A 23,677-nucleotide genomic window follows, 5' to 3' on the forward strand; every position below is an offset into this window, starting at 1 on the left:
GTGTCGTTTCCAACTGGCGCGTTCACAATCTTGCGTGCTATATTTTTTTCATGCTCCAGCACGTCAGCGGCGCTGACGTCCCATGTATAGACAGGAGGAAGCATGAACCCACAACCACCAGCGCGCCGCCTGGTACTGATCGTCGACGACGATGCGCTGCTGCGCGAATACCTGGCCGAGGTGCTGCAGCATGCGGGCCACGATACCCTCGACGCCGGCACGGCGGCCGAGGCCCTGCGCACGATCGAGCAGCACGCGGACGGGATCGCCCTGGTCCTGCTCGACATCGAGATGCCCGGCATGTCGGGCCTGGCGCTGGCGCGCCTGCTGCGCGAAGAAACGACCATCCCCTTCATGTTCCTGTCCGCCAGCGACGATGCGGCGACGGCGCGCGCCGCCGCCGATGCCGGCGCGGTCGGTTACCTGGTCAAGCCGGTCGACGGCGCGCAGTTGCTGCCGGCGTTCGCCGCGGCGCTGGCGCGCGGCGACGACATCCGGCGCCTGCGCCGCAGCGAAGAAAGCTTGAGCCTGGCGCTGGCGGCGGGACGCGAGACCAGCATCGCGGTCGGCGTGCTGATGGCGCGCTTTCACATCGACCGCCACCTGGCCTTCGACGTGCTGCGCGACGAGGCGCGCTCGCAGCGGCGCAAGATGGGCGAGGTGGCCGAGCAGATCCTGGCCGCCGAGGAAACCCTCAACGGGTTACATGGCGCCATCGGCGAACGATTGCGGGGCCGCGGCCGGACGTGATTTCACAAGCTTGTTATCATGTCACCTTTGCGGCGCGCTCATGGACGCGCGGTTTTTCTTCAAGCAACGGGAATACGACATGAAAACGAAGGCAGCAATTGCATGGAAGGCGGGCCACCCGCTCACGATCGAAGAGGTCGAACTCGAAGGTCCGAAGGCCGGCGAGGTGCTGGTCGAGGTCAAGGCCACCGGTATCTGCCACACCGACTACTACACGCTGTCGGGCGCCGATCCCGAAGGCATCTTCCCGGCCATCCTGGGCCATGAAGGCGCCGGCGTGGTGGTCGACGTCGGTCCCGGCGTGACGAGTTTGCGCCGCGACGATCACGTGATTCCGCTGTACACGCCGGAATGCCGCCAGTGCAAATTCTGCCTGTCGCAGAAGACCAACCTGTGCCAGGCGATCCGCTCGACGCAGGGCCGCGGCCTGATGCCGGATGCGACCTCGCGTTTTTCGCTGGACGGCCAGCCGATCTATCACTACATGGGCACCTCGACCTTCTCGAACTACATCGTGGTTCCCGAGATCGCGCTGGCCAAGGTGCGCAATGACGCGCCATTCGACAAGATCTGCTACATCGGTTGCGGCGTCACCACAGGCATCGGCGCCGTGATCTTCACCGCCAAGGTCGAAGCGGGCGCCAACGTGGTCGTGTTCGGCCTGGGCGGCATCGGCCTGAACGTGATCCAGGCGGCCAGGATGGTGGGCGCCGACAAGATCATCGGCGTCGACCTGAACCCGGAACGCGAAGCCATGGCGCGCAAGTTCGGCATGACCCATTTCATCAACCCGACCAAGGTCGAGAACGTCGTCGACAGCATCATCCAGCTGACCGACGGCGGCGCCGACTACAGCTTCGAGTGCGTGGGCAACGTCAACACCATGCGCCAGGCGCTCGAGTGCTGCCACAAGGGTTGGGGCCAGTCGATCATCATCGGCGTGGCGGCGGCCGGCCAGGAGATTTCCACCCGTCCGTTCCAGCTGGTGACCGGCCGCGAATGGAAAGGGTCGGCCTTCGGCGGCGCACGCGGCCGTACCGACGTGCCGAAGATCGTCGACTGGTATATGGAAAACAAGATCAATATCGACGACCTGATCACCCACCACCTGCCGCTCGACCGCATCAACGAAGGCTTCGACCTGATGAAGTCGGGCGAGTCGATCCGTTCGGTCGTGGTGTATTAATTATCCCGGCGGGCCGCCCGGCCTGCCGCATATGCACCGTTCCAGCGCGGCCTTCGGGCCGCGTCGTCGTTCTGGCGGCGGCTTCGGCGCCTGTTCCACCGCCTGTTCCGCGATTTCGACCGTCTGTCGCAGCGCGCTGGGCGGCGCATGCCGTCTTGTCTACAGTGCTTTCATCGCCGGCCGCGCCCGGCCCACCACTGGAGACTAGCCCATGTCACGCACCGCATCGCCCCACTGGAAGCTGGCGCTTCCGCTCCTCGGCCTCGCTACCCTGGCGGCGTTCGCCATGCCGACCCAGGCGGCGGCCGACGGCAAGCCGCGCGTGGTGCGCGTGGCGGCGGCGGACGAGCCCTACGCCCTGGTACGCGAGACGTCGGGCAGCTTCGACATCAGCGGCAGCAGCGACGACTGGGACGAGGTGCGCGCGGCCCAGCGCGCCATCCAGGGCGAATTCATCTGGTTCCGCGCCGACGGGCGTGGCTACGTGATCCAGGATCCGGACACGGTCAAGCGGGCGCGCGCCGCCTGGGCGCCGCTCGACCGTCTCGGCGAGATGATGAAGGTCCACGGCAAGGAAATGGAAAAGCACGGCAAGAAGATGGAAGCGCTGGGCCGCGACATGGAGCGCGCCGCAGCCAAGCCGGCGAACCTGCCGAGCGAGCGCGACATGCGCGAAGTCGACGACGGCATGCAGGCGCTGAGCAAGCACATGGACCTGCTGAGCCGGCAAATGGCGGCGGCGCGCGACGATGCGGAGCGCCGCATCATCCAGCAAAAGATGGCCGAGACCGGCAAGCGCATGTCCGACGCCGGCGAGCGCATCGGCGAAGCCTACAACGGCCCGCAGGCGCGCCAGCAGCGCGCCTCGATGGAAGACATCAGCCGCCAGATGGAAATCGCCAACCAGCCGATGGAAAGGCTGGGCAAGCGCATGGGCGAGCTGGGCAAGGAGATGGAACGCGAGAGCAAGGCCGCCGACAAGACGGTGCGCGCCCTGATCAGGGACGCGCGCGCGAAAGGACTCGCCAGGCCCGTGCCGACGGCAAGTTAATCCGCAACCGGCAGCATCGAACCGGTTTCGCGATACCGCACGTGCCACGAATACGCCTTCTCCAGCACGTGCGGCGTGTGGCCGCCGCGCGTGTTCGCTTCTTCGACGTAGTCGCGCAGCATCTGCTTGTACGGCTCGGCCACGCAGTGGTCGATGATGCGCTGGGCGCGTTCGCGCGGGGCCAGGCCGCGCAGGTCGGCCAGGCCGACTTCGGTCACCACGATATCGACGTCGTGCTCGGTGTGGTCGACGTGCGAGACCATCGGCACGATGCTCGAGATCTTGCCGCCCTTGGCCACCGACTTGGTCGCGAACACCGACAGATAGGCGTTGCGCGCGAAGTCGCCCGAGCCGCCGATGCCGTTCATCATGTGGGTGCCGCCCACGTGGGTCGAGTTGATGTTGCCGTAGATGTCGAACTCGAGCGCCGTGTTGATGGCGATGAGTCCCAGGCGGCGGATGACTTCCGGATGGTTGCTCACTTCCTGCGGACGCAGCACCAGGCGGTCCTTGTACTTTTCCAGCTCGGCGAACACCTGCCGTCCCTTTTCCTCGGACAGCGTGATCGACGAACCCGAGGCGAAATCGAGCTTGCCGGCGTCGAACAGGTCGAAGGTCGAATCCTGCAGCACCTCGGAATACATGGTCAGGCCCTTGAACGGACCGTCGATCAGGCCGGCCAGCACGGCGTTGGCGATGGTGCCGATGCCGGCCTGGATCGGCATCAAGCGCTCGGTCAGGCGGCCGGCGGCGATCTCGGCGTTGAAGAAATCGGTCAGGTGGCCGGCGATGGCGGCGGTGTCGTCGTCCGGCGGCTGGATGGTGGAAGCGCTGTCGTGCTTCTCGGTCATGACGATGGCCACGATCTTCTCGGGCGGGATGGCGATCGCCGTGGCGCCGATGCGGTCGCTGACGTTCATCAGCGGCATCGGCTCGCGCTGCGGGCGGTGCTTGGGGATGAAGACGTCGTGCAGGCCTTCGAGCGCCGGCGACTGCGAGAGGTTGATCTCGACGATCACCTTGTCGGCCAGGATCGCGAAGCTGGCGCTGTTGCCGACCGAGGTGGTCGGGATGATGGCGCCGCTCTCGGTAATCGCGATCGCCTCGATGATGGCGACGTCCACCGGCGCGAGCTGGCGCGTGCGCAGCAGCTCGACGGTCTCGGACAGGTGCTGGTCGGTGAACATCACCTCGCCGCGGTTGATCGCGGCGCGCAGGGTGGGGTCGGTCTGGAACGGCATGCGGCGCGCCAGCGCACCGGCCTGGGTCAGCGCCGCGTCGGTCTCGCCGCCGAGCGAGGCGCCGGTGATCAGGGTGATCGCCAGCGGCGCGCTGCGTGCGCGTTCGGCCAGCGCCAGCGGCACCGCCTTGGCGTCGCCGGCGCGGGTGAAGCCGCTGGTGCCGACGGTCATGCCGTCCTGGATCCATTCGGCGGCATGGGCGGCGCTGGTGATGCGCTCGCGCAGTTGCGGCAGGCGGACGCGGTCGTGGGCAAGGTGGTAATCGTGATGCATGGTTTCTCCTCAGGTTCAGGCTTGGTGTGGTCTTGTTTTTCTTGAAGGGGGATCAGGTCAGGCAGTAGGCGACCGGCTGCAGAGGCGGCGGCACGTGTTCGTCGCGCAACGCGTTGCGCAGGTCGATCTCGATGGCGCGGCACATGGCGTCCAGCGGCAGGTCGTTGTGTTCGATGCCGAACGGCTCTTCCAGCTCGTCGCCCAGCGCATCCAGGCCGAAGAAGGTGTAGGCCACGATGGCGACCACGAATGGCGTCATGAAGCCGATCGAATCGACCAGGCCGAAGGGCAGCAGGAAGCAGTAGATATAGGCGGTGCGGTGCAGCAGCAGCGTGTACGAAAAGGGGATGGGCGTGTTCTTGATGCGCTCGCACGACGCGGCGGCGGCGGTCAGGCTTGAGAGGGTGTTGTCGATGTTGGCCGCCAGGCAGGCCTCGATGCGACCCTCCTTGATGCAGCGTTGCAGGTCGTCGCCCATGTGGCGCATCAGGCTGTCTGGTTTGTTGCGGGCGCGCGCCATGTCTTCGTATTCATCCGGCAGCAGGAAGGTGGCGACGTAGGGCGAGCCGGGCTGGTCGCGCAGATGGTCGCGCAGCGCGTGGACAAAGGCGATCGCGCGGTAGATGATGCGAACCCGTGTATCCTGCAAGCCATTGCTTGCGAGGGCAGGCCGTGGGTCGTCGATCAGGCTCATGGTCTGGCGCGCCAGGTTCCGGCAGCGCAGCACCAGCTCGCCCCACAGCTTGCGGCCTTCCCAGAAGCGGTCATAGGCCGAGTTGTTGCGAAAGCCGAGGAAGATCGCGATCGGCAGCCCGATCAGCGTGAAGGGGATCGTGGTGAGGGTGATCTTGAGGTCCCACAGGTCGCCGTGCGACCAGGTGACCAGGGTCGCCACCGCGATATTGACCAGCAGGACAGGCAGGATGCGGGGCAGGACCGAGCCGCGCAACAGGAGGAACAGCTTGAGCCCGGAAGGGCGCTCTCGGATAATCACGGTACCGACCGCATTCGCAAAAAAATAGACGGAGTCAAGGAAAACTCACTAATATATTCGCAGTAAATCACTAATATCTTAGTCAGTCAAGCGCTTGTGCTTGTGCGATCATTCTTGACGTAGACACACTTAACACGGAGCACGCATTGGCCCGCCGTATCACTCACCGCAACCTGCCCCAACTTTTCCTGAAAGCGCGCGAATCGCTGATGTCGCATTTTCGCCCCATCCTCAACCACTTTGGCGTGACCGAGCAGCAATGGCGCATCCTGCGCGTGCTGGACGAGCACGGGCAGCTGGAGCCACGCGAGATGTGCGACCTGTGCCAGATCCTGAGTCCGAGCATGACCGGCGTGCTGTCGCGGATGGAAGAACTGGGCCTGATCGAGCGCCAGCGCGTGGCGGCCGACCAGCGCCGCATCTGGGTGCGGCTGGCGCCGAAGGGCGACAAGTTGATCGACGAGATCGCGCCGCTGATCGAGCAGCAGTACACATTGATCGAGGGAGCGTATGGCAGCCAGGTCGTCGACGACCTGTCGCGGGCGCTGGAGGGTTTCATCGAGGCGCAGGCGACGCCGGTGGAGAGGGTGGAGTTGCCGGCGACGACGAAGGCGGTGAATAGCCGTCGGCCGTGAACGTGCGGGATCGGCGGCCGCGCCGCCGATCCCGCGTCAGCCAGCAATCAATGCTGGTCGATCTTGCCGCGCCAGCCGCCGGTCTCGGTGCCGCGCTTCTCGAGCAGCTCCTTGAAGTTGGCCAGGTTCGAACGCGCTTCCATGCGCACGGCGCCCAGGGCGTCGCCCAGGGTTTCCAATGGGCCTTCCGGCTCGTAGTCCATCTGCAGCGCGATGCGCGTGACGGTGTCCGAGATCTTGTGGAAGGTGACCACGCCGCCGTTCTTGACGCCGGTGACGCTGCGCCAGGCGATGCGGTTGTCCGGGATCTGCTCGGTGATCTCGGCATCCCATTCCTTGTCTTCGCCGGCCACATTGGCCTTCCAGTGCAGGTGCTTGTCGTCCAGCTGGCGAATTTCTTTCACGCTCTTCATGAATTGCGGGAAGTCTTCGAACTGGGTGAACTGGTTATAGGCAGTGCGCACAGGCACGTTGACTTCGATCGTCTCGACGATCGACGAGCTGGCGCCAAAGCCACGGTTTTGCTTGAGTTTCTTCGACAGCATTGCGCCGCCGACGGCCAGGGCGGCCACGGTAACTACACGACCCAACATAGTGTTCTCCTTAGGTTTCGCCCGGGCGCGTTGCGCCTGGGCTCGAATGAATGCACTTGCGAACGGGGTTCGCGACCTTGTCGCGAATCTGTCATTAAAATAAGCGAAAAGACAAGGAAGGGGCGCGCGGCTGGGATGCCATTTCCGAGAAGTTGCGCGATGTTAATATGGTTTCCTGTGCGAAATCGACGAATATGCCAGCGTGGAGGAATCAGATGAGCTTGCAAGGTGGATGCTTCTGCGGGGCAGTGCGCTACGAGGCGCGCGGCGAACCTTTCAACAGCACGCTGTGCCATTGCACCGATTGCCGCAAGGCCTCGGGCGCCCCGGCCTTCGCCTGGTTCAGCGTCAAGACAACGAGCCTGCACTGGACCGCCAGCGCACCGCAGCGCTTCCGCTCCAGCGAACATGCGCTGCGTAGTTTCTGCCCGTCCTGCGGCGCCACGCTCACCTGGCACGACGAGCGCTGGCCCGACGAGATCGACCTTGCCACCGCCAGCCTGGACGACCCGGAACAGGTGCCGCCGGCCGACCACACCTTCGTGCGTAGCCGGCTGGGCTGGCTAAAGCTGCAGGACGGCTTGCCGCAATATCAGAAGACACGGTCGGAAGGCTGATTTCATGCGGCCCGCATTGTCATCCGTGCAGGAAGATGCGAGCATGGAATCACCGTAACTTCTCGGAAAGCTACCGCCATGAGCGCACCATCGTCCAACCGCAAGCGTCGCCAGCTTTGCCTCGCCCTGCCTGTTGCAGCACTCGCAGGAGTGGCGGGCTCCGCCGCGCAAGCCCGTCCCTTGCCTCCGGCCGGGATCGGGCACACCAACCACCATACGGGATTCGAGGTGGCGCTGAAGCTGGACATGTTCGGCGAAGTCAGCAAGCCGGTCGTGGTCGCGCAGAATGCCGAGCGCATCACCTTGCGTGGCGTCCATGGCGATACGCCGTGGGCCCTGGAGTTCACGATCGCCCGCATGGACTACGAGGGCAATCTGCGTGTGCAGGCCAGGCTGACCAGCAACGACGAAGTCCTGGCGGCGCCGATCCGCACCGCCGTGATCGGCCAGCGGGTGGTCGTGCGCGCCGACGACCAGATCGACGTCGCGCTGCTCGTCAGGCGCGTCTAGCGGCGGCAAGCGCGCCGGCGTTCATACGCCATGCGCGACGCACGGGGGCGGATGGCGCAGCGCCTGCCCCATGAGCTCCAGCGCATGCTGGATCTGGTAGCGGTCGGCCATGCCGCCCACGCACACCCGCACCGCCTCCGGCGCCATGCCCGGCGCCCCGACGGCGAACGCATCGCTGGCGACCACCGCCACCCCGGCCGCGGCCATCGTCTCGGCGAATTGCCGGCGCCCCCACGGCGCGGGTAGCCGCAGCCATAGATGAAAACTGTCCGGCGTGGCGTCGACGCTCGCGTCGGGCAGGGCGCGCAGCGCGATCTTGTGGCGCACCGCGCATTCCTTGCGGATGGCGGCCAGCATCAGGTCGGCCGTGCCGTCGCGGATCCAGCGTGTCGCCAGCGCCGCCGTGATCGGTGAGACCATGGTCGTGGTGGCGCGGATGGCGGCCGTCAGGCGCGCCGTGTAGTGGGCGTCCGGGGCGACCAGGAAGCCGACGCGCAGGCCCGCGCCCACGCATTTGGCGAGGCCGGCGATATAAAAGGTGATGTCCGGCCCCATGCTGGCCAGCGGCGGCGGGCCCGAGCGCGGCAGGAAGCCGTAGGCGTCGTCCTCGATGATCGCCACGCCATGAAAGCGCGCCACCTCCACCAGCGCCTGGCGCCGCTGCGCCGACATCACCGCCGTCGTTGGATTGAGCAGGGTCGGATTGCAATACAGCGCCTTCGGCGCGTACTGGGCGCAGGCGGCGGCGAAGGCGACCGCATCGATGCCTTCGCCGTCCATCGGCAACCCCACCAGTTTCAGGCCCAGCTGGCCGGCCAGCGCGCGCAACCCCGGATAGGTCAGCTCTTCGCAGCACACGACCGAGCCCGCGGGCGCGATCGCGCCCAGCACCGCCAGCAGCGCGCACTGGGCGCCCGGCGTGACCAGCACCCGTTCCTGGGGAACCACCAGGCCGCGCCGGCGCAGCCACAGCGCGCCGGCCTCGCGATCGGCGCGCGAGCCGCAGAAGTCCTGGTAGCGCAGCAGGTCGCGCAGGTGGGCGCCGACTTCCGCATAGCCGGCCTGCATCAGCTGCGCCAGTTCGGGCGACGCCGGCTCGGGCGGCATGTTCATCGACAGGTCGATGTTCGGCCGCCCTTCGACCGCACGCGGGATGGCGGGACGGCGCTTGCCGCACACGAAGGTGCCGCGGCCCACCGTGGAATCGACCAGCCCGCGCCGCTGCGCCTCGACATAGGCGCGCGCCACCGTGGTGAAGTCGATCCCGAGGCCGGCGGCCAGCCGGCGCTGTGCCGGCAAGCGCTGCTCCGGCATCAGGCGGCCGGTCGTGATGTCGTCGGCGATCGCATTCGCGATCTGCTGGTAGAAGGGCAGGGCGCCGGGCGTGTTCGCCTTCTTCAGCCTGGGCATCCAGCCATCGAATTTCTTGCTCATTGCTGCCGGCCTCCATGACGTTGTTGCGGGCGCGCGCAGGCACCGAAAAGGCTCAACGCGCACCCGCATGATGCGATATCCGCGACTTCGTGTGGCGGCCCCTGGCGCCGATTGTATGGAGCGAATGTATGGAGCCGGCGGACGACGCAAAAAGCCGCCTCCCTCGTCTGGCCCGATGCAAGGCGCGTGCCAGAAGGGGCGGGCGCGCCGTGGCCCGGAATGACCGCAGGCGCCTGCAGTCAAATCGGGGCGCCAAGGCGATTGATTGGCACGCCCCATGCATTCAATCCAGGCATCGCCCGCCAGGAGAACGATCATGATGAACGAGCTGCCCCTCGCCTATCTGCCCAGCGAGTTCCGCGTCAAATGGGTCACCCTGCCGTGGGAGGCGGAACAAGCCTACCGCCTGCGCCGCGCCGTGTTCTGCGAAGAGCAGGGCATCTTCGCGCACGACGACCGCGACGCGGTCGACGAACGCGCGCAGCTGCTGGTCGCGCTGTCGTGCCTGGCCGGTCTGCCCGACCAGGTGATCGGCACCGTGCGCATCCATCACGAAGGCGACGGCCTGTGGTTCGGTTCGCGGCTGGCCGTCGATCCCGCATGGCGCAAGCACGCCCGGCTCGGCATCACCCTCATTCGCCTGGCGGTCGCCAGCGCCGGCGCGCTGGGCTGCCGCGTGTTTCGCGCCCACGTGCAAAGCCAGAACGTGCCCCTGTTCCAGCGCCTCGACTGGCATGTGCTGCACGAGGAAACCCTGCTGGGACGGCCGCATCACCTGATGCAGGCCGACCTGGCCAGCTATCCGCCCTGCCACACCCCGCAAGCCGGCTATGCCGGCCTGGCGGCCAGGCCGGCGCCGTCTTCCAACCTTCCCACCGGAGAAACCGCATGACCACCCCCACCATCCTGCCTGCGCTCGATGCGCACTACGACGTCGCCATCGTCGGCGGTGGCCAGGCCGGCCTGTCCATGAGCTACTACCTGCAGCAGGCCGGCATCGGGCACATCGTGTTCGAAAAACACGTGCAGGCGCACGCCTGGCGCACCCAGCGCTGGGACGCGTTCTCGCTGGTGACCCCGAACTGGCAATGCCGGCTGCCCGGTCATCCGTATGCCGGCGACGATCCGCACGGCTTCATGCGGCGCGAACAGATCGTCGAGTACCTGGACGGCTTCATCGCCAAGGTGAATGCGCCGGTGCGCGAAGGCGTCGAGGTGCGCGAGGTGGCGCCTTTGGCGAGCGGCGGCTTCGCGCTGCGCACCAGCATCGGCGACACCACCGCGGGCCAGGTCGTAGTGGCTTCGGGCTGCTACCAGGAGCCGATCGTGCCGCGCCTGGCCGAGCGCCTGCCGGCCGACGTCGTGCAGCTGCACTCGGCCGACTACCGCAATCCGCACAGCCTGCCCGAAGGCGCGGTGCTGGTCGTCGGCTCCGGCCAGTCCGGCGCGCAGATCGCGGAAGACCTGCACCTGGCCGGCCGCCGCGTCCACCTGGCCACCGGCGACGCGCCGCGCTGCGCGCGCTTCTATCGCGGCCGCGACGTGGTCGACTGGCTGGCCGACATGGGCTACTACGACAAGCCGGTGAGCGAACACCCCTTGCGCGAAGGCGTGCGCGACAACACCAACCACTATGTCACGGGGCGCGACGGCGGGCGCGACATCGACCTGCGCGCCTTCGCGCTGCAGGGCATGCGGCTGCACGGCACGCTGACCGGCCTGGAGGGCACGCGGCTCGACTTCGCCCCCAACCTGAAGGCCAACCTGGACCAGGCCGACGCGGTCTACAACCGCATCAACGCCTCGATCGACAACTGGATCGTGTCCCAGGGCATCGCCGCCCCGCCCGGCGCCGCCTACGTGGCGCCATGGGAGCCGGACGGCGCGCTGGCCGACACGCTCGATCTGCGCGCCGAGGGCATCGCAGCCGTGGTCTGGTGCATCGGCTTCGCGCCGGATTTCAAATGGGTCAATGCGCCGGTCTTCAACGGGCGCGGTCATCCGGTCCACGCGCGCGGCGTCAGCGGCCAGCCGGGCCTGTATTTCCTGGGCCTGCCCTGGCTGCACACCTGGGGTTCGGGCCGCTTCTCGGGCGTGGCGCGCGATGCCGAGTACCTGGCGGCGCACATCGGCGCGCTGGCTGGCGCCCCGGCGTTGCGGTATGCCTGACATGCCCCGGTGCAGCGCGCGCCGTGATGTGGCATGCGCCGCACCGCCGCGACGCAACCCCGGCACGCTGTGCTTCGATCCTGCCGCCGTCATTGACTGGACGGTTTGACCGGATCGCTGCCCCGCACCGCGCCGGCATGCCTCTTGGACGGCGGCTTGAATGGAAAACGTTCCATTCAATGTCCGCGCGCCAGGGCATTGACTGGCACGGAGCATGCAATCAATCCCCCTGTGCGGACCGCGTTTTTCCGCACCAATTCAACCACTAGACAGGAGCACTACCATGCCAGCAGTTACCCAAGCCAAGCACCAGAAAGGCGACTTCTTCGTGGACTACGAGGAGAAGGTGTTCGAGGACGTCAAGGCGAAGCCGGGCGAGAAAGCGCTGGTAACCTTCCACACGGTGGCCTATGAAGGCTCGATCGGTTTCGTCAACATGCTGCAGGCCACCCGCCTGCAGCGCAAGGGATACGAAACCTCGATCCTGATGTACGGGCCGGGCGTCACCCTGGGCATCCAGCGCGGCTTCCCGACCATCGGCGACGAAGCCTTCCCCGGCCACCAGAACTACAGCAAGCAGCTCACCAAGTTCATGGAAGAGGGCGGCAAGGTCTATGCCTGCCGCTTCGCGCTGCAGGCGCTGTACGGCCATGGCGAGCCGGCGCTGATCGAAGGCATCCGCCCCATCAGCCCGCTCGACGTGCTCGACCTGAAGCTGCTGCACCTGCGCGACAACGCGGTCGTCATCGATACCTGGACCCTGTAAGCGGCGACAGGAGGGCGGCACCATGAACCAAGCGAACAGGGTGGTCAGGGCGGCGGCGGTGCAGATCGCACCAAGCCTGGACAGCGCCGACGGCACCGTCGCGAAGGTCTGCGACGCCATCGCCGAGGCCGCGTCGCGGGGCGCGCAACTGGCGGTGTTCCCGGAGACCTTCGTGCCCTACTATCCTTATTTCTCCTTCATCCGGCCGCCCTTCGAGCAAGGTCCCGAGCACTTGCTGTTGTACGAGCGCGCGGTGGCGGTGCCGGGTCCGGTGACCCACGCCGTCGGCGCCGCGGCGCGGCGCCATGGCGTCGTGGTGGTGCTCGGCGTGAACGAGCGTGACCACGGCTCGCTGTACAACACCCAGCTGGTGTTCGACGCCGACGGCGAGTTGATCCTCAAGCGGCGCAAGATCACGCCGACCTACCACGAGCGCATGGTCTGGGGCCAGGGCGACGCCAGCGGCCTGAAGGTGGTGGACAGTGCGGTCGGCCGCCTCGGCGCGCTGGCCTGCTGGGAACACTACAACCCGCTGGCGCGCTACGCGCTGATGGCGCAGCACGAGGAAATCCATGCCGCCCAGTTCCCCGGCTCGATGGTGGGGCAGGTCTTCGCCGACCAGATGGAAGTGACCATCCGCCACCATGCGCTGGAATCGGGCTGCTTCGTCGTGAACGCCACCGGCTGGCTCACCGACGCCCAGGTCGAGGCGATCACGCCGGACCCGGAGCGCCGCAAGGCGCTGCGCGGCGGCTGCTTCACAGCCATCGTCTCGCCCGAAGGCAAGCTGCTGGCCGAGCCGCTGCGCAGCGGCGAAGGCATGGTCGTGGCCGACCTGGACCTGGCCCTGATCACGAAACGCAAGCGCATGATGGATTCGGTGGGCCACTACGCGCGGCCCGAACTCCTGAGCCTCATGATCGATCCGCGCCAGACGTCTCCCATGCAATCGCAGGTCCAGGCGATGGAGACACGCGGCGCGGAACCTTCTTCCCAACCACTGGAGCAGCCATGAACCCCATGAACCAGCAGTTGATTGCGGAGTTGCAGTCGGTCGGACTGCGGCTGGGCGACACCAGCATCGGCGCGCCGAGCCGGCGCGGCGGCGCCGGCCCGACCGACCACAAGGCGGTCACGATCGATGGCCACACGGTGATGATCCCGGTGCACACGGCGGGCGCCTGGAGCTCGCCCTATGTCGCCGCGCCGCGCGCCGACGGCTCGACGCGCATCGTGCGCGACGGGATCGAGCTGGCCGTGGTGTCCTTCCCGCGCCAGCCGCGCTTTTACAAGCTGCAGACCTACGACGGCGTGCCGTACTCCAAGATCGCCACCCTGCACGGCGCCGACGTGCTGGCGACCACGGTCCTGCAAAGCTGCATCCGCTACGAAAGCCGGCGCAAGTCCTGCCAGTTCTGCGCGATCGGCCAGTCGCTGGCGGCCGGCCGCACGATCCTGCGCAAGACGCCGGAACAGCTGGCCGAGGTGGCGCGCGCCGCGGTGCTGCTCGACGGCGTGAAGCACATGGTCATGACCACCGGCACGCCGAACGCGACCGATCGTGGCGCGCAGATCCTGTGCGAGAGCGCGTTCGCGGTCAAGGCGGCGGTGGACCTGCCGATCCAGGGCCAGTGCGAGCCGCCCGACGACGACGCGTGGTTCCGGCGCATGCGCGATGCCGGCGTCGATTCATTGGGCATGCACCTGGAAGCCGTGACGCCGGCGGTGCGCGCGCGCATCATGCCGGGCAAGGCGAGCGTGCCGCTCAAGCGCTATTTCAGCGCCTTCGAGGCGGCGGTCGCGGTGTTCGGCCCGGGCCAGGTCAGCACCTACATCCTGGCCGGGCTGGGCGACACGCCGGAGGCGATCCTCGCCATGAGCGAGCGTCTGGTGGACATGGGCGTGTATCCCTTCGTGGTGCCGTTCGTGCCCGTCACCGGCACCCCGCTCGAAGACCATCCGGCGCCCGACGCCGCCTTCATGCGCGCCGTCCTGGCGCCGCTGGCCGGGATCCTTGAGCGCGGCAATCTGCGCGCGGCCGACATCAAGGCGGGTTGCGGACGCTGCGGCGCCTGCTCGACACTGTCCACCTACGAAAAGCGGCCGGCGGCATGAGCGACTCCACACTGGAAGCGTTGGCCGCATCCCTGCGCGCGAGTCCCGGCTTCGCGCACAAGCGCGACATCGAGGGCGTGCTGCCGGCCCTGCGCGGGGCCGCGCCCAGCGGCGTCGCCATCGGCGACGATTGCGCGGCGATCCCCGACGGCGACGGCTACCTGCTGTTCGCGATCGAAGGCTTCCTGAACGAATTCGTCGAGCGCGAACCCTGGTTCGCCGGCTATTGCGGCGTGATGGTCAACGTGAGCGACATCCATGCCATGGGCGGACGGCCCACCGCCGTCGTGGATGCGCTGTGGAGCCGCGGCGGCGACGCCGCCACCCCGGTGCTGGAGGGGATGGCGGCGGCCTCCCTCGCGTATGGCGTTCCCATCGTCGGCGGCCACAGCAACCGGCGCACCGACCGCGAACAGCTGTCGGTCGCCATCGTCGGCCGCGCGCACCGCCTGCTGACCAGCTTCGATGCGCGACCTGGCCAGCACCTGGTCGCCGCGATCGACCTGCGCGGACGCTTCCAGGAGCCGTATGCCTACTGGAACACGAGCCTCGGCGCGCCGCCGGAGCGCCTGCGCGCCGACCTCGAGATCCTGCCGGCGCTGGCCGAGGACGGCCTGGCGGCGGCGGCCAAGGACATCAGCATGGCGGGCGTGGTCGGGACGGCGCTGATGCTGCTCGAATGCTCGGGCATCGGCGCCGTCATCGACGTCGACCTGGTGCCGCGTCCGGACGGCGTCGACCTGGCGCGCTGGCTGGGCGTCTTCCCCAGCTACGGCTTCTTGCTCAGCGTCGCCGACGAGCACCTGGACGCCGTGCTGGCGCGCTTCGCGGCGCGCGGCATCGCCTGCGCCGCGATCGGCCGCACGGAAGCGGGCAGCGCCGTCACGCTGCGGCGCGGCGCCGAACGGGTCACGCTGTGGGATTTCGAACGGGAAGCCTTCATCGGCTGCGGTGAAGAACGCGATAGGGGAGCAAACCATGCCTGAAGTACGTTTTCTGGTCCGCTGGCCGGATGCCAGCACCGACGACTGCTATTCTCCGTCGACGGCCATCAAGGAGCACCTGGACGCCGGCACGCCGTATGCGCTGGCCGACTTCCTGGCGCGCAGCCGCCGCGGGCTGGGCGCCGCCAGCGAGCGGGTGCGCGCCAAATATGGTTTCGCCTGCTCGTCGGCCATGGACCAGCTGGCGCGCATCGAGACGAAGGCCGCTGCCTTCCAGGGCGATGGTGACGCGGTCGTGCGGGTCGAGCGGTTTTCACCTTGAGCTCGCCCTGAGCGTAGCCGGCAAACGTTGCGGCGGCGCGAACTGGATGGGCATACAGTAAATCGCGGCGGTATAATGGCCGGATGCAGACCCTTCTTCACAACCTCAATCCCGAACAACTTGCCGCAGTTACACTGCCTTCGCAGAGCGCGCTGATCCTTGCCGGCGCCGGTTCCGGCAAGACGCGCGTGCTGACCACGCGCATCGCCTGGCTGATCCAGACCAACCAGGTGTCGCCGGCCGGCATCATGGCGGTGACGTTCACGAACAAGGCGGCGAAGGAGATGCTCACGCGTTTGTCGGCCATGCTGCCGATTAATACGCGCGGCATGTGGATCGGCACCTTCCACGGCCTGTGCAACCGGCTGCTGCGCACGCACTACCGCGACGCCGCGTTGCCGCAGACGTTCCAGATCCTCGACTCGCAAGACCAGCTGTCGCTGATCAAGCGCATGCTCAAGGCGCACAATGTCGACGACGAGAAGTATCCGGCCAAGAACCTGATGTACTTCATCAACAACGCCAAGGACCAGGGCCTGCGCGCCTCGCAGGTCGAAGCGTATGACCCGATCGAGCGCCGCATGGTCGAGTTGTATGAGTTGTACGATCAGCAATGCCAGCGCGAAGGCGTGGTCGATTTCGCCGAGCTGCTGCTGCGTTCCTATGAACTGCTGGCGCGCAATGGCCCGCTGCGCCATCACTACCAGATGCGTTTCCGCCACATCCTGGTCGACGAGTTCCAGGATACCAATGACTTGCAATACAACCTGCTGAAATTGCTGGCGGGGCAGGGCGAGACCGGCGGCGGCGCCATCTTCGCCGTCGGCGACGACGACCAGAGCATCTATGCCTTCCGCGGCGCCAACGTCGGCAATATGTCGGCCTTCGAGCGCGACTACCAGGTCAAGAACCTGATCAAGCTGGAGCAGAACTACCGCTCGCACGGCCACATCCTCGACAGCGCCAACTACCTGATCGCCAATAACACCAAGCGTCTGGGCAAGAACCTGCGCACGGATGCGGGCCAGGGCGAGCCGGTGCGCGTGTACGAGGCGTCGTCCGACCTCGAAGAAGCGCAGTGGATCATCGAAGAAGCGAAAAGCCTCATGAACGAGGGCATGCCGCGCAACGAGATCGCGATCCTGTACCGCAGCAATGCCCAGAGCCGGGTGATCGAGCACGCGCTGTTCGCCGCCGGCCTGCCGTACACCGTGTACGGCGGCCTGCGCTACTTCCAGCGCGCCGAGGTCAAGCACGCCATCGCCTACCTGCAGCTGATGGATAATCCGCACAACGATTCGGCCTTCCTGCGCGTGGTGAACTTCCCCACCCGCGGCATCGGCGCGCGCTCGATCGAGCAGCTGCAGATGGCGGCCGACAGCTACGGCATCTCGCTGTATGCGGCCGTGCCCTATATGTCCGGCAAGGCCGGCACGTCGCTGGGCGCCTTCGTCAAATTGATCGAAGGCGCGCGTTTCGAGACCCAGCAATTGCCGCTGCCCGAGCTGGTGCGCGTGGTGCTCGAGCGCAGCACCCTGCTCACGCATTACGCCAACGAGAAGGAAGGAGCCGACCGCATCGAGAACCTGGAGCAGATGGTCAACGCCGCGACCCAGTTCGTGCAAGAAGAAGGCTTCGGCGTCCAGGCGCCGGCCCATCTGGGCCCGCCATCTCAGGCCCAGGCCGGCGAGGCGGTGGTGTACCAGGACGGCATCGAGGTCATCGACGGCGGCGCGCCGCTGCCGACCGTGATGTCGCCCTTGTCCGCCTTCCTGTCGCATGCTTCGCTCGAGGCGGGCGACGCCCAGGCCCAGGCCGGGCAAGAGGCATTGCAGCTGATGACGGTGCACTCGGCCAAGGGCCTGGAATTCGATGCGGTGTTCATCACCGGCCTCGAAGAAGGCCTGTTCCCGCACGAGAGCAGCGCGCGCGAAGCCGAGGGCGTGGACGAAGAACGGCGCCTGATGTACGTGGCGATCACGCGCGCGCGCCGGCGCCTGTACATGAGCTTTACCCAGCAGCGCATGCTGCACGGCCAGACCCGCTTTAACATGAAGTCGCGCTTCTTCGACGAGTTGCCCGAAGAAGCGCTCAAGTGGCTGTCGCCGCGCGTGCAGACCGCCTGGTTCGCTGGCCGCAAGCAGACGACGGCCTGGGACGACGCCAAGTTCCGCGAAGGCGGCAGCGACAACAAGATCGCGCAGCAGATCACGCAGAAGTCGGGCAATGGCACCGGCTGGCGCGTGGGTGAATCCGTGTCGCACGCCAAGTTCGGGGAAGGCGTGATCGTCAATATCGAAGGCGGCGCCGGCGCGGCGCGGGCCCAGATCAATTTCGGTTCGGCCGGGATGAAGGTGCTGGACTTGTCGATCGCGAAGCTGGAGAAGATCGGGCGCTGAGCTTCATGGTGGATGGCGGCGCCATCCACCCGCCGACATCATTTCTCGAGGCTGACCTTGTCAGCCGGCGCCGTGTCCGGCTTGCCGAAAATCTCCCGATACCCCGCATACATCGCGCACTGCAGCAGCAGGATGAACAGGAAGATCACCCACATGATCACCACCCGCGCGATATTATTCCCGCCCAGCAGCATGGCGATCACCATGCACACCGCGAAGAAGATCGCGAACCAGGCCAGCAGCAAGACCAGGAACACGCCGGCACTGCGTTTCACCGCAAAGAAGCTGTAGAACACGGCCTTGAACGGCGGCATCTTTTGCCAGTAGGTGAGCGGGGCGGCGAAGCACAGCGAGATCAGCGCCGCGACGTCGACCGCAAAGATCAGGAACATCGCCAGCACGTCCGATCCCGCCAGCACGGCCGGGGTGCCGGTCGTGCCCTGGGCCCGGACCTGCTCCCAGAACGTTTCATCGACGGCGAGGCGGGTGATCAGCGCCAGCACCAGCGACACGGCCAGGTAGACCACCCCGACCTTGCACAATTCGCGGAATACCGGCTTGCGGAATCCCGTCAGCAGCACCGCGGGCGAGACGCGCTGCCCGCTCTCGATCATCGAGCAACCCATCATGAAAGCCATCGAGAACGACGGAATCAGGACCACCGCCACCATCGGTCCCAGCAGCGGCACGGAGCTGATCAGGATGCTGATGAGGATGTTGGCGAACAGCAGCGTGGTGAGGGCCGCGGGTTGTTGACGGAACAGGCTGGCGCCGCGTTTGAGCCAGATCCAGCCGGTGATAGCAGGCAAATTGTTCATTTAGGGCAAATTCGGCGCCGGGCAAGCGATGCGCTCGCGCAGGATGCGTTCGAAATGGGTCGGATCGTGCGGCGTCAACAGCTCGGCCGCACGGGGAAGATGCAGATCATACAGGCGCGACAGCCAGAAGCGAAGCGCGCCGGCGCGCAGCATCGGCTGCCAGGCGGCTTGTTCGTCTGCGGTGAATGGCCGCACCTCATGGTAGGCGTCCAGCAACGCACGCACCCGGGCTGCGTCAAGAACGCCGGTGGCCAGGTCGACGCACCAGTCGTTGACGGTCACGGCGACGTCGTACAGCCAGGTGTCGACGCCGGCAAAATAAAAGTCGAAGCAGCCGCTCAGGCGCTCGCCCTCGAACATCACGTTGTTGCGGAACAGGTCGGCGTGTACGGGCCCGCGCGCCAGTTGCGCATAGGTGGCGCCGGCGGCGAACTCGCTCTGGTAGGCCACTTCGCTGCGCAGCAGCGCGGCTTCGGCTTCATTCAAGAACGGCAGGACGGCCGGCGCGGTCTCCACCCACCAGTCCAGGCCACGCAAATTGGGTTGATGCAGGGTGAAATCCTGGGCCGCCAGGTGCATGCGCGCCAGCATGCGACCCACTTCGGCGCAGTGCACCGGCTGCGGGTCGAGCTGCGAGCTGCCTTGCAGGCGGCTGACGATGATCGCCGGCTTGCCGTGCAGCGCGACCACCAGTTCATCGTCCGTGTTCGGCACCGGCGCCGGCACCGGAATGCCGCGTTCGGCCAGGTGGGCCATCAGCTTGACGTAGAAGGGGAGCTGGTCGAAGCGCAGGTTCTCGAAGATCGTGAGCACATACTCGCCAGACCGTGGACCATGCGCAGTGCTCAAGAAAAAATTGCTGTTGTCGATGCCGGATGAAATGCCTTCGAGCCCGACGGCCTGGCCGAGCGGGTACTGCTTGATCCACTGGTGAAGGTCATCCAGCGAGACCGCGGTAAATACTGCCATGTGCTAACAAAAGAGAAGGTGAGAACCCGCCGCCGCGACACAAGCGCCGCGGCTGGTGGGATCATTGTTTGGTGGTCGGCTCCAGCGCGGGCGGCGGCGGCACGTCGGCGCGGGCGGGCACGCCCGGACGCGCGGGGGCCGGCGCGACCGGCTGATCGGCTGTGTCCTGCTTCTTGGGATTGCCAAAGTCGAATTCCATCACCGTCCATTGTGGGGCACGGATGTTGTTGCTGGTGGCATCGCCGGGTTGGGCGTTACCTGGTGCAACGTTGGGCTTCATGGTGTAGCGGCTCGGGCCGCTTTCTACCTCGACCTGGGTGACCGTGCCGTCATTGCTGCGGCGCTCCGTGATCTTGGTGCGCTGGCGCGGCGGAATCGTGGTCGCCGGCGTGTCGCTGCCCGGCTCGATGCGTTCGAGTTCGGGCGGCGCATCGCTGGGCCGCTGCTGGTTCTGCGGCGGGGTTGGCGTCGGTTGCGTCGGAGGCAACGCCGACTGCTGGGCCGCGGCCGAGCCGGCGAGCAGGCAAAGCGTCAGGAGGGCGAAGCGGGATGTCGAGCGCAGCATGATGGTCACCTAATGTCGTTTAGTCCATTGTAGCAAACAGCGTCCCTGCCCAGTGAAAAGTGTGCCAAAACCTTATGTTTACAGAGGGGCAAGTGCCTTGAAGCTCAGGCGCGGCTGCTGATGCGGATTCTGCGATAATGGCGCTTACCCTGGCGCCACCGATGGCGCCGCCTGCCGAACTCCTGAATGTCGCCCCCCTTATGGACAATACCCTGCTGCTCGTTGACGGTTCCAGTTATCTTTATCGCGCCTACCACGCGCTGCCCGACCTGCGCAGCCCGGACGGCTTCCCGACCGGCGCCATGCACGGCATGGTCAATATGCTGCGCCGCCTGCGCGCCGACTTTCCGGCCGCCTACATCGCCTGCGTCTTCGATGCCAAGGGCAAGACGTTCCGCGACGACCTGTATCCCGAATACAAGGCGACGCGCGCCTCGATGCCGGAAGACCTGGGCAAGCAGATCGAACCGATCCACGAAGTGGTGCGCTACATGGGCTGGCCGATCCTGATGGTGGATGGTGTCGAAGCGGACGACGTGATCGGCACCCTGGCGGTGCAGGCCACGGCGCGCGGCATGAAGACCGTGGTCTCGACCGGCGACAAGGACCTGGCCCAGCTGGTCAACGACAAGGTCATGCTGATCAATACCATGACCAACGAGCGCATGGACGAGGCCGGCGTGCTGGCCAAGTTCGGCGTGCCGCCGAACCGCATCATCGACTACCTGACCCTGGTCGGCGACACCGTCGACAACGTGCCGGGCGTGGCCAAGTGCGGCCCCAAGACGGCCGTCAAGTGGCTCACCCTGCACGGCTCGCTGGATGGCGTGATCGAGAACGCGGCCAGCATCGGCGGCGCCGTCGGCGCCAACCTGCAGGCGGCCCTGGAATGGCTGCCGAAGGGGCGCGAACTGATCACCGTCAAGACCGACTGCGACCTGGTCAAGCACGTGATCTCGTTCGAAGAGTCGCTGGTCGGCCGTCCGGAAGATGCCGAGGCGCTGCGCGACTTTTTCCAGCGCTATGGTTTCAAGACCATGCTGCGCGACCTGGGCGGCGCCAAGCCGGGCGACGGCAGCGTGCGTCCGGCCGCCGGCAGCGCGCCGGGCGGCGGGCCGCTGAACTCGCCGGAAGGCGCGGCGACCCTGGCCGGCATGCCGGTCATCAAGGGTGAATACGAAACGATCCTGACCGACGAGCAGCTCGACAAATGGCTGGCGCTGGTCGATGCGGCCGAGCTGACCTCGGTGGACACCGAAACCACCTCGCTCGACCCGATGGCGGCCGAGATGGTCGGCATCTCGCTGTCGGTCGAAGTGGGCAAGGGCGCCTACATCCCGGTGGCGCACCGCTACGCCGGCGCGCCGGACCAGCTGTCGCGCGAGCACGTGCTGGAAAAGATGCGCGGCTGGCTCGAGAATCCAGCCAAGCCGAAGGTGGGCCAGAACCTCAAGTACGATATGCACATCTTCGCCAACCATGGCGTGACCTTGAAGGGCATCGTGCACGACACGCTGCTGCAATCGTATGTGTTCGAGTCGCACAAGCCGCACGATATGGACACGATGGCGATGCGCCACCTCGGCTACACCACGATTCCCTACGTGGACGTGTGCGGCAAGGGCGCCAAGCAGATCTGCTTCGACCAGGTCGAGCTGGCGCGCGCCACCGAGTATGCCGGCGAGGATTCGGACATCACCCTGCGCCTGCACCAGAGCATGCTGCCGGAAGTCGAGAAGGACAAGGGTCTCGCCTACATCTACCGCGAGATCGAGATGCCGACCATGGAAGTGCTGCACAAGATCGAGCGCAACGGCGTGTTGATCGACAGCGCGCTGCTCGACGTGCAATCGGGCGAGCTGGGCAAGCGCATGATGGAACTGGAACAGCAGGCCTATGAAGCGGCCGGCGGCCCGTTCAACCTGGGTTCGCCGAAACAGATCGGCGAGATCTTCTTCGGCAAGCTCGGCCTGCCGGTGATCAAGAAGACCGCCACCGGCGCGCCGTCGACCGACGAAGAGGTGCTGCAGAAGCTGGCCGAGGATTATCCGCTGCCGAAGATCCTGCTCGAGCACCGCGGCATGTCGAAGCTGAAGTCGACCTATACCGACAAGCTGCCGAAGATGGTCAACCCGAACACCGGCCGCGTGCACACGAACTACGCCCAGGCGGTGGCGATCACCGGCCGCCTGTCGTCGAACGAGCCGAACCTGCAGAACATCCCGGTGCGCAACGCCGAAGGCCGCCGCATCAGGGAGGCCTTCATCGCCGCCCCGGGCCACGTGATCGTCTCGGCCGACTATTCGCAGATCGAGCTGCGCATCATGGCGCACATCTCGGGCGACGCGGCGATGCTGAAAGCCTTCGCCGACGGCGAGGACATCCACCGCGCCACCGCCGCCGAGATCTTCGGTATCCCGCCCGCCGACGTGCAGAGCGAGCAGCGCCGCTACGCCAAGGTGATCAACTTCGGCCTGATCTATGGCATGAGCGCCTTCGGCCTGGCCGGCAACCTCGGCATCGAACGCGCCGCGGCCGCCAACTATATCGAGCGTTACTTCGCGCGCTTCTCGGGCGTGAAGCAGTACATGGACAACACGCGCCTGGAAGCGAAGGCGCGCGGCTACGTCGAAACCGTGTTCGGCCGCCGCCTGTGGCTGCCCGAGATCAATTCGCCGAACGGTCCGCGCCGCGCCGGCGCCGAACGCGCGGCGATCAATGCGCCGATGCAGGGCACGGCGGCCGACCTCATCAAGCTGGCGATGATCGCGGTGCAGGGCTGGATCGAGAACGAGAAGCTGGGCACGCGCATGATCATGCAGGTGCACGACGAACTGGTGCTCGAGGTGCCGGAAGCCGAGCTGGAACTGGTGCGGGTCAAGCTGCCGGAGCTGATGGCGGGTGTGGCCAAGCTCGACGTGCCGCTGCTGGCCGAGACCGGTGTCGGCAAGAACTGGGAAGAGGCGCACTGATAGCGTACTGATGTAGGGACGCGGCCAGGCGCCTGCACATCGTCCATGGAGGACTCTTGAAACTCTATATAGACGAGCATTGCCCTTTCTGCAGCCGCGCGCGGCTGGCCCTGGGCCTGAAGAATCTGCCCTTCGAGATCATCGTCGTCATGGAAGACGATGCCGAGACGCCCACGCGCCTGGTCGGCAAGAAGGCCGTGCCGATCATCGGCGACGCCAAGCTGTGGCCGATTCTGCGTTCGCTGAGCATCGTCGACGGGCTACAGTTCCCGCCGGCGGTGCGCAGCGATATGGAACGGCTCGCAGTCGACGGCGAGATGCCGCTGCTGTTCGACCAGGCCAGGTAGGCGCCGT

General features: G+C 66.5%; 23 protein-coding genes. 16 read left to right on the forward strand and 7 right to left on the reverse strand.

Annotated elements, in window-relative coordinates; genetic code table 11:
* Window positions 1-102: 102 nt before the first annotated feature.
* From HMPREF9710_RS15800 to HMPREF9710_RS15810, 3 genes are all read left to right on the forward strand, one after another.
* Window positions 103-750, forward strand: a complete 648-nt coding sequence (locus HMPREF9710_RS15800) for an ANTAR domain-containing response regulator (RefSeq protein ID WP_005667971.1) — start codon at window positions 103-105, stop codon at window positions 748-750.
* Window positions 751-829: 79 nt separating this feature from the next.
* Window positions 830-1,936, forward strand: a complete 1,107-nt coding sequence (locus HMPREF9710_RS15805) for an S-(hydroxymethyl)glutathione dehydrogenase/class III alcohol dehydrogenase (protein ID WP_040777195.1) — start codon at window positions 830-832, stop codon at window positions 1,934-1,936.
* Between the two features lie 211 nt (window positions 1,937-2,147).
* A complete protein-coding gene (locus HMPREF9710_RS15810) occupies window positions 2,148-2,987 on the forward strand; it encodes a hypothetical protein (RefSeq protein WP_005667975.1) in 840 nt (279 codons plus the stop codon).
* On the opposite strand, the gene scpC is transcribed toward HMPREF9710_RS15810, so the two are convergent.
* Together scpC and HMPREF9710_RS15820 are read right to left on the reverse strand one after the other, a co-directional pair.
* A complete protein-coding gene (scpC, locus tag HMPREF9710_RS15815; RefSeq protein WP_005667977.1) occupies window positions 2,984-4,501 on the reverse strand; it encodes a succinyl-CoA:acetate CoA-transferase ScpC in 1,518 nt (505 codons plus the stop codon). The two genes, HMPREF9710_RS15810 and scpC, sit on opposite strands and share 4 nt — an antisense overlap.
* A 52-nt stretch (window positions 4,502-4,553) precedes the next feature.
* Window positions 4,554-5,495 carry a bestrophin family protein gene (locus HMPREF9710_RS15820; protein ID WP_005667980.1) on the reverse strand — a complete coding sequence of 314 codons (942 nt, stop codon included), beginning with the start codon at window positions 5,493-5,495 and terminating at the stop codon, window positions 4,554-4,556.
* Window positions 5,496-5,641: 146 nt separating this feature from the next.
* Between HMPREF9710_RS15820 and hpaR the strand changes: the two genes are divergently transcribed.
* Entirely contained in the window at window positions 5,642-6,130 is a 489-nt protein-coding gene (hpaR, locus tag HMPREF9710_RS15825) for a homoprotocatechuate degradation operon regulator HpaR (protein ID WP_005667982.1), read from the forward strand.
* Between the two features lie 47 nt (window positions 6,131-6,177).
* Here hpaR and HMPREF9710_RS15830 read toward each other — a convergent pair whose 3' ends face one another.
* Entirely contained in the window at window positions 6,178-6,723 is a 546-nt protein-coding gene (locus tag HMPREF9710_RS15830) for an SRPBCC family protein (RefSeq protein ID WP_005667984.1), read from the reverse strand.
* 215 nt (window positions 6,724-6,938) lie between these two features.
* On the opposite strand from HMPREF9710_RS15830, the gene HMPREF9710_RS15835 reads away from it, so the two are divergent.
* Together HMPREF9710_RS15835 and HMPREF9710_RS15840 are read left to right on the forward strand one after the other, a co-directional pair.
* Window positions 6,939-7,340 carry a GFA family protein gene (locus tag HMPREF9710_RS15835; protein ID WP_005667986.1) on the forward strand — a complete coding sequence of 134 codons (402 nt, stop codon included), beginning with the start codon at window positions 6,939-6,941 and terminating at the stop codon, window positions 7,338-7,340.
* Between the two features lie 150 nt (window positions 7,341-7,490).
* Complete coding sequence (locus tag HMPREF9710_RS15840; RefSeq protein WP_157225627.1) at window positions 7,491-7,850, forward strand: hypothetical protein; 360 nt, start codon at window positions 7,491-7,493, stop codon at window positions 7,848-7,850.
* A 21-nt stretch (window positions 7,851-7,871) separates the two neighbouring features.
* Here HMPREF9710_RS15840 and HMPREF9710_RS15845 read toward each other — a convergent pair whose 3' ends face one another.
* Window positions 7,872-9,284, reverse strand: a complete 1,413-nt coding sequence (locus tag HMPREF9710_RS15845; RefSeq protein WP_005667989.1) for an aminotransferase-like domain-containing protein — start codon at window positions 9,282-9,284, stop codon at window positions 7,872-7,874.
* 316 nt (window positions 9,285-9,600) lie between these two features.
* On the opposite strand from HMPREF9710_RS15845, the gene HMPREF9710_RS15850 reads away from it, so the two are divergent.
* The 8 genes from HMPREF9710_RS15850 (at window position 9,601) to HMPREF9710_RS15885 (ending at window position 17,999) form a co-directional block, all read left to right on the forward strand.
* A complete protein-coding gene (locus tag HMPREF9710_RS15850) occupies window positions 9,601-10,176 on the forward strand; it encodes an MSMEG_0567/Sll0786 family nitrogen starvation N-acetyltransferase (protein ID WP_005667991.1) in 576 nt (191 codons plus the stop codon).
* Entirely contained in the window at window positions 10,173-11,453 is a 1,281-nt protein-coding gene (locus HMPREF9710_RS15855; protein ID WP_005667993.1) for an MSMEG_0569 family flavin-dependent oxidoreductase, read from the forward strand. The genes HMPREF9710_RS15850 and HMPREF9710_RS15855 overlap by 4 nt, the downstream gene beginning before the upstream one ends.
* Before the next feature lie 283 nt (window positions 11,454-11,736).
* Complete coding sequence (locus HMPREF9710_RS15860; protein WP_005667995.1) at window positions 11,737-12,219, forward strand: MSMEG_0572/Sll0783 family nitrogen starvation response protein; 483 nt, start codon at window positions 11,737-11,739, stop codon at window positions 12,217-12,219.
* 22 nt (window positions 12,220-12,241) lie between these two features.
* Window positions 12,242-13,234, forward strand: coding sequence for a Nit6803 family nitrilase (locus HMPREF9710_RS15865; protein WP_005667997.1), 993 nt, complete (start codon window positions 12,242-12,244; stop codon window positions 13,232-13,234).
* On the forward strand, window positions 13,231-14,334 hold the full coding sequence (locus tag HMPREF9710_RS15870; RefSeq protein WP_005667999.1) for an MSMEG_0568 family radical SAM protein: 1,104 nt from the start codon (window positions 13,231-13,233) through the stop codon (window positions 14,332-14,334). The genes HMPREF9710_RS15865 and HMPREF9710_RS15870 overlap by 4 nt, the downstream gene beginning before the upstream one ends.
* Window positions 14,331-15,320: a sll0787 family AIR synthase-like protein gene (locus HMPREF9710_RS15875; RefSeq protein WP_005668001.1), complete on the forward strand. Its 990-nt coding sequence runs from the start codon at window positions 14,331-14,333 to the stop codon at window positions 15,318-15,320. Before HMPREF9710_RS15870 ends, HMPREF9710_RS15875 begins: the two co-directional genes overlap by 4 nt.
* The gene (locus tag HMPREF9710_RS15880) at window positions 15,313-15,600 is read left to right on the forward strand and encodes an MSMEG_0570 family nitrogen starvation response protein (RefSeq protein ID WP_005668003.1); all 288 of its coding nucleotides are present in this window, start codon (window positions 15,313-15,315) and stop codon (window positions 15,598-15,600) included. The genes HMPREF9710_RS15875 and HMPREF9710_RS15880 overlap by 8 nt, the downstream gene beginning before the upstream one ends.
* An 83-nt stretch (window positions 15,601-15,683) precedes the next feature.
* Window positions 15,684-17,999 carry a UvrD-helicase domain-containing protein gene (locus tag HMPREF9710_RS15885; RefSeq protein WP_005668004.1) on the forward strand — a complete coding sequence of 772 codons (2,316 nt, stop codon included), beginning with the start codon at window positions 15,684-15,686 and terminating at the stop codon, window positions 17,997-17,999.
* A 38-nt stretch (window positions 18,000-18,037) separates the two neighbouring features.
* Here the strand turns inward: HMPREF9710_RS15885 and HMPREF9710_RS15890 are convergent, their stop codons facing one another.
* From HMPREF9710_RS15890 to HMPREF9710_RS15900, 3 genes are all read right to left on the reverse strand, one after another.
* Window positions 18,038-18,817: a BPSS1780 family membrane protein gene (locus tag HMPREF9710_RS15890; RefSeq protein WP_005668006.1), complete on the reverse strand. Its 780-nt coding sequence runs from the start codon at window positions 18,815-18,817 to the stop codon at window positions 18,038-18,040.
* Window positions 18,818-19,786, reverse strand: a complete 969-nt coding sequence (locus tag HMPREF9710_RS15895; RefSeq protein WP_005668007.1) for a homoserine kinase — start codon at window positions 19,784-19,786, stop codon at window positions 18,818-18,820.
* Window positions 19,787-19,847: 61 nt separating this feature from the next.
* Window positions 19,848-20,351, reverse strand: coding sequence for a hypothetical protein (locus tag HMPREF9710_RS15900; protein WP_005668010.1), 504 nt, complete (start codon window positions 20,349-20,351; stop codon window positions 19,848-19,850).
* Window positions 20,352-20,551: 200 nt separating this feature from the next.
* Here HMPREF9710_RS15900 and polA point away from each other — a divergent pair, with 200 nt between their 5' ends.
* The gene (polA, locus tag HMPREF9710_RS15905) at window positions 20,552-23,323 is read left to right on the forward strand and encodes a DNA polymerase I (RefSeq protein WP_040776911.1); all 2,772 of its coding nucleotides are present in this window, start codon (window positions 20,552-20,554) and stop codon (window positions 23,321-23,323) included.
* Window positions 23,324-23,379: 56 nt separating this feature from the next.
* On the forward strand, window positions 23,380-23,670 hold the full coding sequence (locus HMPREF9710_RS15910; RefSeq protein WP_005668013.1) for a glutathione S-transferase N-terminal domain-containing protein: 291 nt from the start codon (window positions 23,380-23,382) through the stop codon (window positions 23,668-23,670).
* Window positions 23,671-23,677: the final 7 nt, after the last annotated feature.

Source organism: Massilia timonae CCUG 45783 (assembly GCF_000315425.1).
GTDB lineage: Bacteria > Pseudomonadota > Gammaproteobacteria > Burkholderiales > Burkholderiaceae_D > Telluria > Telluria timonae.

Excerpts from the sequence above, each read along its gene's own strand:
- HMPREF9710_RS15880 (WP_005668003.1), top strand. The coding sequence starts at position 15,313 with ATGCCTGAAGTACGTTTTCTGGTCCGCTGGCCGGATGCCAGCACCGAC.
- HMPREF9710_RS15850 (WP_005667991.1), top strand. The coding sequence starts at position 9,601 with ATGATGAACGAGCTGCCCCTCGCCTATCTGCCCAGCGAGTTCCGCGTC.
- HMPREF9710_RS15830 (WP_005667984.1), bottom strand. The coding sequence starts at position 6,723 with ATGTTGGGTCGTGTAGTTACCGTGGCCGCCCTGGCCGTCGGCGGCGCA.
- HMPREF9710_RS15865 (WP_005667997.1), top strand. The coding sequence starts at position 12,242 with ATGAACCAAGCGAACAGGGTGGTCAGGGCGGCGGCGGTGCAGATCGCA.
- HMPREF9710_RS15845 (WP_005667989.1), bottom strand. The coding sequence starts at position 9,284 with ATGAGCAAGAAATTCGATGGCTGGATGCCCAGGCTGAAGAAGGCGAAC.
- polA (WP_040776911.1), top strand. The coding sequence starts at position 20,552 with ATGGACAATACCCTGCTGCTCGTTGACGGTTCCAGTTATCTTTATCGC.
- HMPREF9710_RS15800 (WP_005667971.1), top strand. The coding sequence starts at position 103 with ATGAACCCACAACCACCAGCGCGCCGCCTGGTACTGATCGTCGACGAC.
- HMPREF9710_RS15885 (WP_005668004.1), top strand. The coding sequence starts at position 15,684 with ATGCAGACCCTTCTTCACAACCTCAATCCCGAACAACTTGCCGCAGTT.
- HMPREF9710_RS15860 (WP_005667995.1), top strand. The coding sequence starts at position 11,737 with ATGCCAGCAGTTACCCAAGCCAAGCACCAGAAAGGCGACTTCTTCGTG.
- HMPREF9710_RS15855 (WP_005667993.1), top strand. The coding sequence starts at position 10,173 with ATGACCACCCCCACCATCCTGCCTGCGCTCGATGCGCACTACGACGTC.
- HMPREF9710_RS15805 (WP_040777195.1), top strand. The coding sequence starts at position 830 with ATGAAAACGAAGGCAGCAATTGCATGGAAGGCGGGCCACCCGCTCACG.
- HMPREF9710_RS15900 (WP_005668010.1), bottom strand. The coding sequence starts at position 20,351 with ATGCTGCGCTCGACATCCCGCTTCGCCCTCCTGACGCTTTGCCTGCTC.
- HMPREF9710_RS15890 (WP_005668006.1), bottom strand. The coding sequence starts at position 18,817 with ATGAACAATTTGCCTGCTATCACCGGCTGGATCTGGCTCAAACGCGGC.
- HMPREF9710_RS15875 (WP_005668001.1), top strand. The coding sequence starts at position 14,331 with ATGAGCGACTCCACACTGGAAGCGTTGGCCGCATCCCTGCGCGCGAGT.
- HMPREF9710_RS15835 (WP_005667986.1), top strand. The coding sequence starts at position 6,939 with ATGAGCTTGCAAGGTGGATGCTTCTGCGGGGCAGTGCGCTACGAGGCG.
- HMPREF9710_RS15870 (WP_005667999.1), top strand. The coding sequence starts at position 13,231 with ATGAACCCCATGAACCAGCAGTTGATTGCGGAGTTGCAGTCGGTCGGA.
- scpC (WP_005667977.1), bottom strand. The coding sequence starts at position 4,501 with ATGCATCACGATTACCACCTTGCCCACGACCGCGTCCGCCTGCCGCAA.
- HMPREF9710_RS15895 (WP_005668007.1), bottom strand. The coding sequence starts at position 19,786 with ATGGCAGTATTTACCGCGGTCTCGCTGGATGACCTTCACCAGTGGATC.
- HMPREF9710_RS15810 (WP_005667975.1), top strand. The coding sequence starts at position 2,148 with ATGTCACGCACCGCATCGCCCCACTGGAAGCTGGCGCTTCCGCTCCTC.